At 50.5% G+C, this 15,369-nt stretch carries 14 protein-coding genes; 2 read left to right on the forward strand and 12 right to left on the reverse strand.

Annotation, left to right across the window (positions count from 1 at the left end; all coding sequences use genetic code 11):
• Positions 1-3 precede the first annotated feature (3 nt).
• The 6 genes from Pan161_RS21215 to Pan161_RS21240 form a co-directional block, all read right to left on the reverse strand.
• Complete coding sequence (locus Pan161_RS21215; protein ID WP_145230613.1) at positions 4-753, reverse strand: RNA polymerase sigma factor; 750 nt, start codon at positions 751-753, stop codon at positions 4-6.
• Positions 754-905: 152 nt separating this feature from the next.
• Entirely contained in the window at positions 906-1,340 is a 435-nt protein-coding gene (locus Pan161_RS21220) for a hypothetical protein (protein ID WP_145230615.1), read from the reverse strand.
• A 280-nt stretch (positions 1,341-1,620) separates the two neighbouring features.
• On the reverse strand, positions 1,621-2,178 hold the full coding sequence (locus tag Pan161_RS21225; protein WP_145230617.1) for a hypothetical protein: 558 nt from the start codon (positions 2,176-2,178) through the stop codon (positions 1,621-1,623).
• A 77-nt stretch (positions 2,179-2,255) separates the two neighbouring features.
• Complete coding sequence (locus Pan161_RS21230) at positions 2,256-5,489, reverse strand: efflux RND transporter permease subunit (protein WP_145230619.1); 3,234 nt, start codon at positions 5,487-5,489, stop codon at positions 2,256-2,258.
• A gap of 65 nt (positions 5,490-5,554) precedes the next feature.
• Positions 5,555-7,009, reverse strand: coding sequence for an efflux RND transporter periplasmic adaptor subunit (locus Pan161_RS21235; RefSeq protein WP_145230621.1), 1,455 nt, complete (start codon positions 7,007-7,009; stop codon positions 5,555-5,557).
• A gap of 183 nt (positions 7,010-7,192) precedes the next feature.
• Positions 7,193-7,609: a hypothetical protein gene (locus Pan161_RS21240; protein WP_145230623.1), complete on the reverse strand. Its 417-nt coding sequence runs from the start codon at positions 7,607-7,609 to the stop codon at positions 7,193-7,195.
• A gap of 396 nt (positions 7,610-8,005) precedes the next feature.
• Here Pan161_RS21240 and Pan161_RS21245 point away from each other — a divergent pair, with 396 nt between their 5' ends.
• On the forward strand, positions 8,006-8,974 hold the full coding sequence (locus Pan161_RS21245; protein ID WP_145230625.1) for a C-terminal binding protein: 969 nt from the start codon (positions 8,006-8,008) through the stop codon (positions 8,972-8,974).
• 151 nt (positions 8,975-9,125) lie between these two features.
• Positions 9,126-10,781 carry a coiled-coil domain-containing protein gene (locus Pan161_RS21250; RefSeq protein WP_145230627.1) on the forward strand — a complete coding sequence of 552 codons (1,656 nt, stop codon included), beginning with the start codon at positions 9,126-9,128 and terminating at the stop codon, positions 10,779-10,781.
• Between the two features lie 251 nt (positions 10,782-11,032).
• Here Pan161_RS21250 and Pan161_RS21255 read toward each other — a convergent pair whose 3' ends face one another.
• The 6 genes from Pan161_RS21255 to Pan161_RS21275 form a co-directional block, all read right to left on the reverse strand.
• Complete coding sequence (locus Pan161_RS21255) at positions 11,033-12,598, reverse strand: arylsulfatase (protein WP_145230629.1); 1,566 nt, start codon at positions 12,596-12,598, stop codon at positions 11,033-11,035.
• A gap of 31 nt (positions 12,599-12,629) precedes the next feature.
• Positions 12,630-12,842 carry a hypothetical protein gene (locus Pan161_RS21260; protein ID WP_145230631.1) on the reverse strand — a complete coding sequence of 71 codons (213 nt, stop codon included), beginning with the start codon at positions 12,840-12,842 and terminating at the stop codon, positions 12,630-12,632.
• A gap of 177 nt (positions 12,843-13,019) precedes the next feature.
• Positions 13,020-13,661, reverse strand: a complete 642-nt coding sequence (locus Pan161_RS21265; protein WP_145230633.1) for a CDP-alcohol phosphatidyltransferase family protein — start codon at positions 13,659-13,661, stop codon at positions 13,020-13,022.
• Positions 13,654-14,064 (reverse strand): hypothetical protein, encoded by a 411-nt coding sequence (locus Pan161_RS21270; protein ID WP_145230635.1) that lies wholly within the window; start codon positions 14,062-14,064, stop codon positions 13,654-13,656. Before Pan161_RS21270 ends, Pan161_RS21265 begins: the two co-directional genes overlap by 8 nt.
• Before the next feature lie 474 nt (positions 14,065-14,538).
• Positions 14,539-14,679 carry a hypothetical protein gene (locus Pan161_RS30670; RefSeq protein WP_197995446.1) on the reverse strand — a complete coding sequence of 47 codons (141 nt, stop codon included), beginning with the start codon at positions 14,677-14,679 and terminating at the stop codon, positions 14,539-14,541.
• A gap of 54 nt (positions 14,680-14,733) precedes the next feature.
• Positions 14,734-15,330 (reverse strand): hypothetical protein, encoded by a 597-nt coding sequence (locus Pan161_RS21275; RefSeq protein ID WP_145230637.1) that lies wholly within the window; start codon positions 15,328-15,330, stop codon positions 14,734-14,736.
• Positions 15,331-15,369 lie beyond the last annotated feature (39 nt).

Here is a 15,369-nt window from a genome sequence, read left to right on the forward strand (position 1 = left end):
TTTTCATGATTCCCGTTTTCCAGCCTGCATGATTTTCTTCAACCGTTGTTGTGCGCGATGTAATTTAGGGCCTACGGCATTCTCCGAAATGCACAGTTGCCTGCCGATTTCTGCATAGCTCAATTTCTGATCAAAATACAAAACCAACGCCCGTCGATCCCCGTCTTTCAGTTGATCCATGCAATGCGCCAGGTGCTTGTATTCGCTTGACGGGTCTTCCCGAGCGTTTTCCGGCAGCGTATCCGGAACGGTGGCGATATCGAACTGGCTGTCATTGGGACAAATCTTCTCGCTGGCCTTCCGCTGACGACGTAACACATCCAGTGTAGTCCGGCGTACAATGACGGCCAGCCAGGTAGAGAGTTTACTGCGACCTTTAAACTGTCGCAGACTACTGAGATCACCCTGAAAGAGTACCGCCATCACTTCTGCACCGCATTCTTCAACCAGATCGGGTCCAGGTGAATACCCACATTCGCGACATGACGCGAGAATCCGACTGACGATCAGTTTGTTGTAGCGGCCGAGAAATTCATCCCAGGATCGCTGATCCCGTTGCAGAAGCTTCTCGATAAATTCGCGCTCGTTATGATCCACGGCCTCTCGGTTACTGCCGGATTTTGAATGGTCGTTGCCTGACTTTCGAGCCTGCTGTTTACCTCGTTCTCTATCGGCTTGATGTACCTGTGGCGCACGTCTTGTCGGCGCATCACTGGGTGGATCATCAAGTATAGAGAAATCGGGGACGTTCATGCAGCTTGTTTCATCAAGTTATTTTCAGAAAAGAAAGAGAGGCTTTGTTTCAAAAGCGAGATTGAAAAGCCCTGATGTGAATAAGAATCTGTCAGCCGCATGTTTTATCTTATGCAGCTGACAGACCGGACACAAGAATTTGTTTTCAGTCCTTAACTGTCAAACGCATTCTGAATCGCATTTTTCTCACGTTGCAGGATTAAACGAATGTCTGAGATCGCATCTTCACAGACCTGATTCACCCGCCGCGCCAACTGCGTTGCGCCCAGGCTGACGAGCTGTTCAATACATTCATGACACAGCCGTTTAATATATTTTGCACATTTCTCTGCGCGTTCTGTCGCCGATTCAATACAATTCGACGCCACACGTCGCGCCGCCTGTTCCTGTCCATCAGCCAGCAGTCGACGAATCTGATGCAGGCACTCTGCGGTTTCATCTGCGGCCGCATTTTCACAGCGATCGACGACCTGATCAAGCTTCGCCACACTTCGGGCTGCCAGATCTTCCGGCGTGGTGTGTGCCGAAACGGTTCCCGTGACGAGCATCAGCCCCAGAACAGTCGCTAAAGATAATATCAATTTCATCAGTGTTCTCTCCCTCAAGTTAAGCCAGACTGAGCCGGGCCCACAAACGGTCAGCATGCGATAAAACAGGATCAGTGTTGATCTTGTCGATTTACGGTTACATTTCGGTAATCAAACAGGCCTGATCGTGTTTACCGTCTATTAGATTAGTGGGGGAACTGATTCTATCCGTGCAGGAAAAAAAGAAAGATAATCGAAAATTCTAGAGAGACCATAAAAAAACGCCGTCCTCGTCAAAGAGAACGACGTTTCAGTTTAATCAATTTTAGAAGTCTCTACATTAGTGAGCGTGTTTTTCGTCATGTCCATGATCGTGGTCGTGATCATGGGCATCGATCTCGCCGGTAAACGATTTACCGTCGATCTCCAGAACCAGTCGGGCAGTCGTATCTTTTTCATCTAACAGTTCACCCAGTGTTTTATCCTGAGTGGTGAATTTGGAAGACTTGCCTTCGGGGTCACCCTGCTCAGGAGCAGCGGCCAGCGTAAACTGTTGCCCTTTTCCATCGTGCTTGACATTGACCTGCACGCTTTCTGCAGTACTGGGCACACTGGCTTTGGCAGCGCCATCGAGAATATAAATGGTAATTGCACCACTTTTTTCATCGTGTACAAGCTCTGCATGATAAGCTTCTTTGCCCAGTTCAATTAATGAACCATGATGAGGGCCTTCGCTGGGATGATCATGGCCATGATCCTGATCTTCCATGGTCACATCTTCCGGGGCTGCTTCGTCAAACGATTTCGTACCCTGCTCTATACCGGAATCACAACCCACTAAGGTCAATCCTACGACACAGAGTGTTACCGTAAAATAATTTGCAAATCTGTTTTTCATCGTTTTAATCCTTTTTCATTAATCAATTCATGTTGTCACATGCAACTCGTTTCAATTACGTTTTCATTTTCTCCCGTTCACGCGACGGGAGTTGTCTCTTCTTCCCGCTCTTCGATCAGCGGAATCTCTTCATTCGTATCTGCAACAATCCGCGCCCCGGCTTTACGACCGTAGCTCCAGAATAAAGCAGGGCGAATGAAGAATTCCAGGATCGTACTACTCAACAGACCGCCGATAATCACAGTCGCAACGGGGTACAGAATCTCTTTCCCGGCTTCTCCCTGCGACATCGCCAGTGGAACCAGTCCGATCCCAGAGGTCAACGCCGTCATCAATACCGGTGCCAGCCGTTCCTGACCGGCCCGGACGATCATTTCCCGCGTCCAGCCTTCTCCCTCATACTTCACCAGATGCAGATAGTGGTTTAACAACAGGATTCCATTCCGCGAAGCGATGCCTCCCAGTGAGATGAAACCAACCATCGCGGCAATCGTCAGTGTCTGCCCGGTCACGACCAGTGCGATCACTGAACCTATAAAAGCCATCGGCAATGCGGCCATCACCTGCAATGAAAAGTTCGCGGAACGGAACATGGTGAACAGTACCAGGAAAACACCCAGCATTGAGACCAGAAACAATGCGGAAATCATCCGCGATGCTGACTGCTGACTCTCAAACTGACCACTATACTCTACAAAATAGCCCGCGGGCAGCGCTTCAATAATCGGCTTCTGTTTCGCCTGGATTTCATTCACCACATCGACCAGTCCACGCCCCGTGACATTACACTGCACAATGATCCGCTTCTGTACTTTTTCCCGATTGATTGTGTTCGGCCCCGATGCATTTGTGATGATATCTGCAACCGAAGAAAGCGGGGTGGTTCCTCCACCTGGAAGATCTATCGACAAGCGTTTCAGCTCCTGTAGATCCTCACGGTACTTTTCATCCATGCGAATCAACAAGTCGAAGGTACGCTGCCCCTGCAATACCTGTGAAACCACCACTCCGTTCATGGCCGTTTCCACATATTCATTCACATAAGCCGGCGTTAAGCTGTACAATTTTAATTTGTCCCGGTTCAACTTGATCTGCAGTTGCTTGATTTCGACCTGTGGTTCGACCAGCACGTCTGTGACGCCGGGCACACTCTGCATCGCCGCTTCCATCTTTTTAGCAGTATTACGTAAAACGGTAAGGCTTTCGCCATAGATTTTAATCCCGACCTGGGCTTTCACGCCGGAGATCATATGCGAAATCAGATGTGCCAGAGGCTGTTCCACCGAAATCACAATCCCAGGAATCGCCTCCATCGATGTGCGGATGTCGTCGAGCACCTGTTCGCGGCTGCGTTCCGATTCGGGATCAAACGAAATGATATATTCTGAAACATTCACCCCTTCGGCGTGTTCATCCAGTTCCGCCCGTCCGGTTCTGCGGGAAAAAGCTTCGACCCCCTTGATGTTCTTCAGCCGGTCCATCACGGTTTCTGATATTTCATTGGACTTTCTCAGTGAAGTTCCCGGTGGCAGCACTACATTCAACTGGGCAACGCCTTCATTGAACGGCGGTAAAAAGTCTCTATCGAGTTGTAGCAAAATGACACCTGCGAAAAACACACCGGTGGTTCCCGCGATCAACATTGGTCCTGAAAAGCGAATACTGAAGCTGATCACATACCCGGCAATCCATTTTAGTAACCGCAGGAGCGGGCCATCCAGGTGAACGTGCTGTTCTGAATTCAACCTTTCTTCTGGACTGACCGGCGATCCGAATTTTTTCCCCAGCAGCCAGTAGGAGAGGACCGGGGTCAGCGTCAATGAAACCAGCAGGGACGACAGAATCGAAACGATGTAGGCGACACCCAGCGGCGCAAACAGACGACCTTCCATGCCTGATAATGCAAACAGAGGCAGAAAGACCAGTACCACAATCGCAGTTCCAAAGACAATCGAATTCCGAATTTCACAACTCGCCTGGAACACGACCAGCAGTGTGTGTTTGGGTTTTTCTGCATAGCGGTTTTCCTGCAGGCGACGGAATATATTTTCGACATCCACAATCGCATCGTCTACGAGTTCACCGATCGCAACGGCGAGCCCTCCTAAGGTCATCGTATTGATTGATAATCCGAAAACCGCAAAAACAATGGCAGTAATTGCAATCGAGAGGGGAATCGCGGTTAGCGTGATAAACGTTGTGCGGAAATTCATCAGGAACAGAAACAGAATGATGACCACCAGGATACCGCCATCCACTAGCGCATCGATCACATTCTCAATTGAACGGTCAATGAATGATTTCTGTGAATAGAGTTCCGGTTGAATGCGGATATCTTTAGGGAGGGACGGCTCAAGATCTTTTAAAGCCTGGATCACATCATTGGCCACGCGTCGGGTATCGGCGTTGGGTTGCTTATTGACGGTAAGAACCACCGCAGACCCGCCTGCAAACGTGCCATCATCCTGTTTTACGAAAGCGGAGCTGTCCCCCCGTTTGACCTGAGCACCTTCGATGACTTTGGCGATCTGCGAGAGAATCACCGGGCGTCCTTTGCGGGTTGCTACGACTACCTTTTCGAGATCTTCCAGAGTCTGAATCCGTCCCAACGCGCGCACCAGTAATTCATTCGGCCCCTGCTGGTCCAGATAACCGCCTGTCGCATTTTCATTACTCTGTTCACACGCCAGTCTCACTTCATGCAATGTGAGACCATACTTCAACAGAGATTGCGGGTCCACCAGTACCTGAAACTGTTTGCGACCGCCGCCCATGGTAAAGACCTGGGATACGCCGGGGATGGTCAGCAGGCGTTGACGAACGACCCAGTCCGCCAGTGTGCGGACTTCGAGTGGGGAGGTTTTATCACCCTCACTCCACATGCCGAGCATCATGATCTGCCCCATGATCGAGGAAATCGGTGCGAGCTGCGGCTTGACGCCATCGGGCAGTTGTTCGGTGACCAGTTGCAGTCGTTCGTTGACGACCTGTCGGTCATTATAGATGTTGGTGCCCCACTCAAACTCCACATAGATAATCGAAATGCCAACCCCTGAGGAGCTGCGAACCGCCTGCACGCCCGTCGCGCCATTTAAGGTCGTCTCCAGCGGAAAGGTGATCAGTGATTCGACTTCTTCCGGCGCCATGCCCGGCGCTTCGGTCATCACTACAACCCGGGGACGGTTGAGATTCGGAAATACATCAATGCCCATATTCAGAGCCTGCCAGCTGCCGAAGCCGATCAGAAACAGTGAGAACGCCAGTGTGAGATGGCGTTGTTTAAGAGCAAATCGAATAATCGCATTTAACATGGTAGTTGTTCCGGGTAGTGACAGAGAGCGTAAGAAACCTCAACAGTCGAGGACTGGAAAACAAATCAGTGACTGTGTCCCGCATGGGGATCGACGGCGCCCCCAGCCTTGTTTTTCAAAGCCATCTGCAACTGATGCGCTCCCGCTAATGCAATTTTGTCGCCAGGAAAGATTGATCCATCATTTTCGATCACCGCCCAGAGTTGATCCTGATACAGAACATGTACGGGCCGTCGGTCGAAATGATCTCCATTTTCCTGAAAGACAAAATGCTCTGCCCCTTCACTGGCCACCGCTTCCACGGGCAGTACGATCTGCTTCTGCCAGGTCTCCACCGGAATAAGTAACTGCATTCGCTGTCCGATCTTAAACCGCCAGGTAATATAGCGGTCTCCGTCTTTGCGAAACGTATCGTGTTCAATTTGATTTGGCAGATTCACAAATACAGAAAATGTTCTGGATTCGGTCTCAATCTGATTATTGAGATAATCGATTTTCAGATCTTTGATCAGCTTTTTCGTTTTGTTATTTTCTTCCTGGATCGCTTCGACGGCCCACTGGTTTTCCAGGCAGCGTGTAATTTCGTCAGTTTCCTGCTCAAAGGCCTGACCTTTAATATACAGGTTACTGTAATCTGCCAGCACGCAGAGCGTGTCTCCGGCCTGCACGAAATCTCCCTTATTGACATCTAACGACTGAACGACCAGCAGAGATCGTTGAGAATTGACCCGCTGATCAAGGGTCGCGGGAGCAGGGGCAGAGATACGTTGAATTTTCATATTCGGAGCCGAAACTTCACCGGATTGATCATGCACGAGCGGCGCATAAACCAGATGCTCTTTGATCAAACGTCGAGTTTTTTTGATCTGATCCACTTGAGTATCAGTGAAGCCATGCAACAGGAGCGCCTCCCGCTGGGCTTTCAGAATGGCTTCCAGCTTTTCTTTGGCGTATTCGCGTTCCAGCAGTACTTTGCCGGCAATGACCCCTTTATCGGTAATTACCTGAATCCGGGCAATTTCCTTGAGTTCCACATCAAGTTCCCCCAGCGTTTTCAGATAAGCAGTCTGAGCCTGCACCAGATCCTCATGAGTAAGCCGAATTTTGAACAGGGCGCGTCCAGGCTGAACCGCTTCCCCTCCGGTGACATTCACATTCGTGACAATGCCCGTCATCGGTGCCACCACCCTGATTCGAGTTTTGCCGGGACGCTCGACCACCAGGGCGGGGATCGTAATCGTACGGGTAAACGATTTCAGCTTCACGGGAACTACTTTATCAGCTGTCAAGCCGACGTTCTTTCGTGCCTGGGGTGAGAGCTCCAGCGAACTGGTCTCATCATGCCCCGCATGGTCGTGATCGTGATGATCCTCTTCGGAATCCGCACCAGCGGCCGCTGTCTGATCCGACTGCGTCTGCCCGCTGTTATTCACATAACTTTTCAGTGCAGGCATCCACTGCTGCCGGGTTCCCCAGAGCAGAAATCCCACAATGCTCAGGACCACAATTGACAGTAACATTTTCCAGTTTTGATTCAGTTTTGAATGATTCATCACAGGCCTCGAATCGGGTTGCGCATAATTTTCCCGAAGTGTGCATAAGGTTAATCGTGAGGTATCCGATCTGCAGAAGGAAGACATTACGGAACTTAAGAATCCGGAACTCAGCGCAGAATCGGAGAGACAATCAGAGAAGAGGGGTCTCTAGATCAACCAGACTGTGGTCAGTGACTGCGCGCGCACGCCCGGCGACAGAAAGACCGCAGCGGTACTGAAAAACGGCATACGATCGACGTACTGTTTTTCGCGGGCAGAGAATAAATCATCCCAGAGCGGCATCAAACTGATGAGTTGGGGAGATTCTTCATGCACTTTGACAGAAGTCACCACCAGATAGGAACATCGACCTTCCTGGCAGGGATCCGAATCCTGGTGAACCGGATCCTGCTGATCGGGCTCTTGAGAACATTGATCTGACTGGGCATGCGAATGCTTGTGCCCATGCTCCGCGTGGCCGGACTCATGCTGACAGAGATTCATGGTCTGACAGGTGTCCTGTTCGCTTACACGACAGTCGTGCGCATGATGCCAGCCACATCCCAGTACTGTGTGGGACAGCATCGATATCAGCATCAAAATTACTGTCAGATGTAAATACATGAAAAACCTTTGAATCCAATGAACTTCTCTTGAATCATGTCACTTAACCCCAAATGTGTCAAGCTCTCTCTCCATAAGAAGCAAATGCAAGGCCATTCAACATACTAAACAGGGAATTTGAGTTAAGTGGTTTCATTTTATCACTTTAGAGTGACGATTTCATACACGGAATGATAAGATTTCTACCTCTTGCTGTCGCAGGACTGATCCTGCTGTGATCAATCTGACTCTTGAGTTCTGGTAATCATGAGTTCCGTATAGAATTGCAGAAAGTCAGACTTGTAAACAGAACTTAAAAATAAGATGCTGAATAAACAGAATCCTCGAAACGTTCTCACAAAATAAAGGGAGTGATTTGTGTCTGCGAAATATCGTGTGTTAATTACGGATCGTGCGTGGCCTGACTGTGAAGTTGAAAAGCGGGAACTGGCGCGCGTTGATGCGGAAGTCATAGAAGCCCCTCCGGGAGCCGATGAAGCAACGTTAGTGGAATGTGCCTCGGGCGTCGATGCGATCGCCACCTGCTGGGCCCAGGTCACTCAGGCAGTCATCGATTCCGCCCCGGACTGCAAAACGATCGCGCGGCTGGGAATCGGTCTGGACAACATTGATGTCGCTCATGCCACTTCACTGAAGATCCCGGTTACGAATGTGCCCGATTATTGCATTCCGGAAGTAGCCGACCATGCGATTGGCCTGATGCTGGCCAGTTTGAGGAACATCGCCTTTCTAAACCAGCAGACAAAACAGGGGATTTATGATCTCTCCGCAGCCCCGCTGCCTCGTCGGGTGGGAACGCTGACTCTGGGCCTGTTCGGATTCGGTCTGACAGGACAGGCAGTCGCTGAGCGGGCACGGGCGTTCGGCATGCAGGTAATCGCTACGAACTCGTCGGGTAACGATTACGGGACGGGCACTCGCATGGTTGCGTTCGAGGAGCTGCTGGAAGAAAGCGACGTCATCTCGATCCATGCACCATTGACAGACGCGACAGAGCATCAGTTTGACGCGGCAGCTTTTCAGAAAATGAAGTCGAATGCGATCATCGTCAATACGGCTCGTGGTGCATTGATTGATTTCGATGCTTTGAAAACAGCGGTGAAAAATGAGGACATTTCGGGAGCGGCGCTGGATGTCTTTGACCCGGAACCCCCTGACCTGTCTGACCCGTTTTTTCAGCATGACCGGATCATTGCCACACCCCATGCTGCCTTTATTTCCAAAGAGTCACTGGACGAACTTCGACAACAGGCGGCTTGTCAGGTGGCAGATGTTCTGGTGGGCAAACAGCCCAGTAATGTAGTAAATCCTGCAGTATATGAATAATCGCTACCACCCGCAGAAGGATGTCGGAAAACTGCATCACCGAGGCCGTGTATCCCGCTGAGACTGCTTTCACATAAGCTAGGCTAACCGTAGCTGTCCTTTATTTTTAGCTTAAAACATGTGAAAGGTTAACAGACTCAGGTACGAATGGATGGAAGCCGGTCAAGACGCTCCTCAACCTGATCCGCAGACACCGCAGATCGATTCACTGTCTGAACAAGGCTCTGAATCTGATCGTCAGGAGGAACGTACGCGCATCGCAGCAGAGGTCGAAAGACAGGAAGCTCAATTGATCGCCCAATGGGATGCTGAAAAGATTCAGCACATGGCGGAGTTGGAAACCGAACTCCTGGAAAAAGAGGAGCTGGTAGAGAGACTCACCGAACAGCTGACTCAAGTCGCAGAACGCCTGGAACGCAGTCAGCATACCAGCCACGAGTTGAAAGCCGCGGACAACCACCGGATTCAGGAACTGGAATCGATTCGACGGGAAGAAGAGGCGTTGATTGCGGCGCTCAAGGACCGCTTATCGCAGGTGGCAGAACAACTAGAACGCAGCCAGCAGAACCAGCATGAACTGACGGAATCGGATCTGCAACGTCTGCAGGAACTCGAAACGGAACTGCGGGAAAAAGAAACGCTGGTCAGCACTCTTACCGCACGGTTGTCGGAACTTGCGGAACAACTCAAAGTCACCCAGCGTGAAAAAGAAGAGCTGAGTGCGGCAGATCAGCAGCGAATTTTAGAACTGCAGACGGAACTCGAAGAAAAAGAGCAGTTGGTCGTTATCCTGACGGAACGCCTGGAACAGGTCGCCGAACAACTGGACCGCAGACACCGCACGGGTGCTGATCGTGGCATGACCATTTCCAATGGAATTCCCCCTGAGGTCATCGAAGAACAACAGAAACTGACACAGGATCTGCATTCACTGCTTGAACAATGGCAGGGCATGGAGACGGAATCAGCCCTGACTCAAATTCAACTGCAGATTGCCGAGCTCAAACAGGTAGTACAAGCTGGTTTCGAAAAGAGCCCTGCTGCCCCCCAACCTGCCAGCCTGGTTGATTACCTCTCTTCACCAACCGTTCCCGGCACCGAAGAATCAGAGGTCCATGAAGCAGAAACCGTCGAAGAAGAATCTCAGGCTTCCGAACCCGAGGAAACGAATCCCGGTGAAGTCGATGCAGATTCGACAGTCAGCGGCTGGGAGGCCATGAAGCAGAAACTGATGTCAGGGCAGGGAGTGGATGTCTCCATGGATCTGGCACGCAAGGATGCCCCCAAACCGAAACCACAAGTGAAACCGGAAACTCCCGCCAGCTTGCTATTGAAATCAGAGCCAGCTGATTCTGTTGGTCGTACGCTGGCAAGCTATAAACCTCCGATTCCAGAAGCCCCTTCAGAAATTGATGAAGAGTCGGCCTCACCAGATCAACTGGTCGCAGCGATTCGTGAACGAGATCAGTATATCAGCGCATTAATCAAACGCTTGCGCGAAGCAGAAACAGCCGTCATCCCCGTCAACTGGGATCAACTGAATAATGCCCCCGCTGAGCTATTGGAACAGTTACAGACCTTGCATCACGATCTGGAACACAGTCTGGGGCTGGCCGAGGTAGAGATTTCCATTGAGCGCGCCCGTCTGTCACGCACTCAGTCGATGTTGCAGAGCCGTGAAGAACAGATTCGTAAAAAAGAAAAACAATTGGGTCTGAACCTGGAACGCAGCGAGCAAGAAGAAGTCCCGGCGGAAAAGCCTTTGAATGACGACCAGAAAAAACGCTGGCTCGGCTTTCTAAACTAGTGGAGTGTCATTTTTAAATTTTGGGTTGATCGATATCAAGAGAGTGCGACAACGGAGCACGTGAACAACACACCCCAACCCTCCATTTGTAGCTTGACAAAGCACTAGAGAGCATCACATTTAACCATAGCGTCTCTCGATCTATCATACTCGATCCAAATGCCCCTGAGACGCTACAGTAAAACTGGACACAGGCAAAAAGTGAACTCGCTTGGTTCAAACGCGCAAACCATTGCCCCTGAAGTTCTGCTTCAGGGAACCTGTTTTCCCCGTTGATGTTTTTGCTGCGCAACACCGGTTTTTTCGGCCCACTGCAGCCAGTCTGCTTTCATCTGCGCGACACGGTCGGGGTATTCCGATGCGAGATTCTTGGTCTCGGTACGGTCCTGTTCCAGATCGTACAGTTCCCAGCGATTGATGGTACGGTCTGCTACCAGTTTCCATTTCCCCTGACGTACAGCCTGATTATTTCTCAGTTCCCAGAACAGGGAAGCATGGGGCTTGCGTGTTTCTCCCCGAAGGATGGGCACAATACTTTTTCCATCGACGGGGAGGATTTTGTGAGCTTGAAACGTCGTCGGGTATTCGGTTTCTGCCAGTTCGACACAGGTGGGCATGACATCGATGATATGAGCCGGCTGACGAGTGAGGGAATCTGCCTGGATCTTGCCGGGCCAGCGCACGATTAACGGCGTCGAAATGCCCCCTTCGTGCATCCACGTCTTAAAGCGGCGAAACGGTGTATTCTGCGGAAAGGCCCAGCTCGGACCACAGGTGGTATAATATTCTTTGAGACCGGGAATCTGCTCTGGATTCGCTCCGCCGGGCTCGCTGGCATCGGGTCCATTATCGGAGAGAAACATGACAACCGTATTGTCGTCCACACCGGTCTCTTTCAATGTCGCCATCAGGCGGCCGATATTCTGATCCATACAATCAATCATCGCTGCGTAGACTTCCATGCGTCGTTCCTGCCAGTCGCGCGGATACTTGTCCTGTTCCCAGTCGGCTGATTCCGGGTCGCGGGCCGGCAGTTTCCAGCTGGGATCGACGAGCCCCATTTTTGACTGTCGCTGATAACGTTCATTGCGTAATGTTTCCCAGCCGGCTGCATAACGTCCCTTATATTTTGCAATATCTTTCGGCTTCGCATGCAGGGGATAATGCGGGGCGGTGTAGCAGAGATGCAGGAAGAAAGGTTTGTCAGTCTCGGAATAGGTTTTGATTTCCTGAATCGCGTGATCAGTAAAGGCATCGGTTGTGTAAAAGTTTTCGGGGAACTCGGTGATGCGCGTGGTGTTTTCAGCGAAGAAGCGGGAACCGTCTCCTGTGATCCCCCGTTTGAATTTCGGGTCGCGATAGTAGGGATCAAAAAAATTACAGCAGCCATCCAGCAGGCCATAAAAATCCTGGAACCCACGATAAACAGGGTGAGTCGATTCGGTTCGCCCCAGATGCCATTTTCCGCTGAGTGCCGTCTGGTAGCCCGCCTGCTGCAGAACTTCGCCGATCGTCACCATGTTGCGGTTCAGATGCGGTCGGGGATAGCGGGGATACAGGCCGGTCACCAGTGAAGCACGCGTCGTCCAGCAGACAGCATTGTTATAGAACTGGGTAAATCGCAGCCCCTCTTTCGCCATGCGATCCAGGTTGGGTGTCTGCACTTCACCGCCGTAACAGCCGATGTCCGACCAGCCCATGTCATCGCACATAATCAAAATGATATTGGGGCGTTTATCTTTTTCTGCTGCCTGAACTGTCGATTGAAAGTCAGACAATAACAGTAAGGCCAACAGCAGAGCAGTACACAACTTCATCAGTCAGAACTCCATGGGTTAAATCATATGCTTATGGTTCCGGTTTGGGATCCTGTATCCATGATCGTGGCTGACTGCAGGTAATGCAATACTTCTGCAGTTCCAGAAAGGCTTCTTTAATCGCATTCACCAGCTGTTCCCCGTTTTCGGCATCCGGCAATGCTTCCCCGACAATCACATCACAGTTGAAGGGAACCAGTAAGGCTTCTCCCCGTGGTAAAGCTCGCCCCAGACCATGCATCATGACCGGTGTCACTCTGGTATCAGAGCGATCGTGTACGATATGATAGATGCCGCGTTTGATTTCACTGAGTTCTTCCGGATTCCCGCGGCTCCCTTCGGGAAACAGAATCAGAATGTGTCCCTAGCCCCAGAACCACCAGCATGACGTTAAAGGAGTGAGGCGGGATATTGAACATTTTCAGGCTTCCAGGAACCGGTAGGCGGAAACAGTGCGGCGAATGCAGGTGATGACGCAGCCAGCGATGATGACAATCAAAGCGATCAACAACGTATAGTCTGTCTGTTGGAAAACCACTTCCAGCGCGGTGATCACACAGGCAATCGTGAGGACTGCCATGCGATGCTGCTTGGCCATTGGTCCTTTGAAATCAACGGGAGCCCCGATACTGGCATTCAAGGTGCGAATGTAAGCCGTCATCACGGCGAGCAGACCCGCACACCAGCCGAGTTCGCCCCCATAGCTGACAATGTGAATGGCATAGCCGGCGGAAACCAGAATCAGCGGGTCGGCAATGCGATCGGGGATATCATTAAATAATTCGCCGGACTTTGTACTTTTGCCCCCTTCGACGGCGACCATGCCATCAAACAGGTTGCACAGCAGACGACACTGAATCATCAGCCCCGCCAGGATCAACAGCCACCAGTAAGCATAGTGCGCAAACAGCAGAAAACAGGCTGCTGCCAGCAGAGCAAAAAAAACACTGGTCACCGAAATCTGATTCGGCGTGATATTTTTGCCGCTCAGATAACGGGCGAATGTATTGACCAGTTTGACATCGCGGACTTTAAGCGGACGCCGTGCGCTGGGTTCATTCATATTGACTGCTTCTCTGCTGATGAATTCGGAGTAATTTAAACGACGTAAACAGGCAGAAAGAAAAGGCAACCGTTAAGGCAGGTAAAATTGTCGCCAGGATGCGGGGCGTGCCCATCACTAAGTGAACGGTATAAAGAAACAGACTGGTACAACAGACGACGACCACGGCAGGCAACAGCACCTTCGTAAATGGATGATGAAACCGGTGAAACAGTAATGTGACGGCGTGTACCATGAACAGGGTGATCATGAAACTGGCGGTCCCCTGTGTCAGCCCTGAAACGAGCCCTGACTCTGCCAAAGCCTGTGAATTGATGTGATAGGCCCAACCTCCCCACAGCATAAATGCCAGAACAGCAGACAGCAGATTGAAAAAACGTGACGTTCGAGCATATTGATCCATAAAATAACGTAATCCACACGATGTAAATGATAATTGTGATCTTTCATGACCCGATGGGAATCAGATCGGACCGGAATGAAGTCCTTCTTCCTTGAAAGATATACTGGCAAGACACAATCAGTTAAGCAAGTAGGAAATCATGAGATGGCAGACAGATTTACCACCCTGTTTTCAAACAGGCGCTTTGATTCGGTTGTCAAGCTGTTATGATCGTGCCCGGTAACAACTTTTTCACTTCTAAAAACCACTGAAAGCGCAAGAATTCGCATTCATGTCAACCACCACATTGCCTCCGGAATCGCGCAGAATTACGCCGAAATTTAATCTCGTCCTCTTTACTTTAATTCCCTGGCAGGGATCATCAAATTCAGCCTTGTTGCTAAAGTGGGCTTCGGCGGATTGATGCTGGGGCTGAGTTGAGTATTCAGTTCTGCATTAATCAAACTCTCACTTAGACTTCCCCTAAGATTCCTTTTAAGATTCTGTATTTTCTTCCAGCACTGCAATCCGTGTTTCCAGGGCTTTCACCAGAGTGGAGAGTCGATTAGCTTCCGCCAGAGCGCCCACCCCCAGTGAAAACCCCATTAACCCAAATATCCAGGTAAAGCCTTCCATTACATCTCCTGTCCTGCTTGAGCAAGCACTTCATTTTGAATCGCGAAGAATGTGTTACACAATAAAATAAGCGAACAACATCAGAAGGATGGCAATTACGAATGCACAGACGATAGAAATACCAATGGGAGTGCGAAAAAAGGATTCCACACCCAGCTGAGTAGAATGCACGGTTTGAAACTCGAACCGATAATTACCGGCGGTGACCGGGTCCCGACTGAAGGGAACTTCTACCAGTGCATCGGAAATCAGTTTATCCTGATCCTGCAATCGGATGCCGACAATATCATCGATGTTAATCGGTTTTTTGAGCCTCCAGACCAGGCCTTCAGTGGCAGAAGTATCAGGTTTGGCTCCCAGTTTGTAGCCAATCAGTTCCTGGGTGATAATCAGCAGCTCATAATCGGGCAGTGCTTCTTTCTGTTTGATCAGTGGAATGTCATGATCGCGGGGTTCCGCGGCGGCATCAAGGGCCGTGACTTTGACCTCTTTCAAGCCTTCACTCTGCATCGCAGCGATAATCACACAAGACAGGACGCTGCCAATAATGACGATACAACAAACCCAGCTGGTTAATTTCCAGGGAGAGACTGCGGTTTTCACCGCCTGTGGATCTGGCTGCTGCGGATCTGATTCCGGTGCGTCTGTCATGTGATTTCACTTTATCATTTATCAGAGTTGTGCAATTCA

Source organism: Gimesia algae, assembly GCF_007746795.1.
Classification (GTDB): Bacteria; Planctomycetota; Planctomycetia; order Planctomycetales; family Planctomycetaceae; genus Gimesia; species Gimesia algae.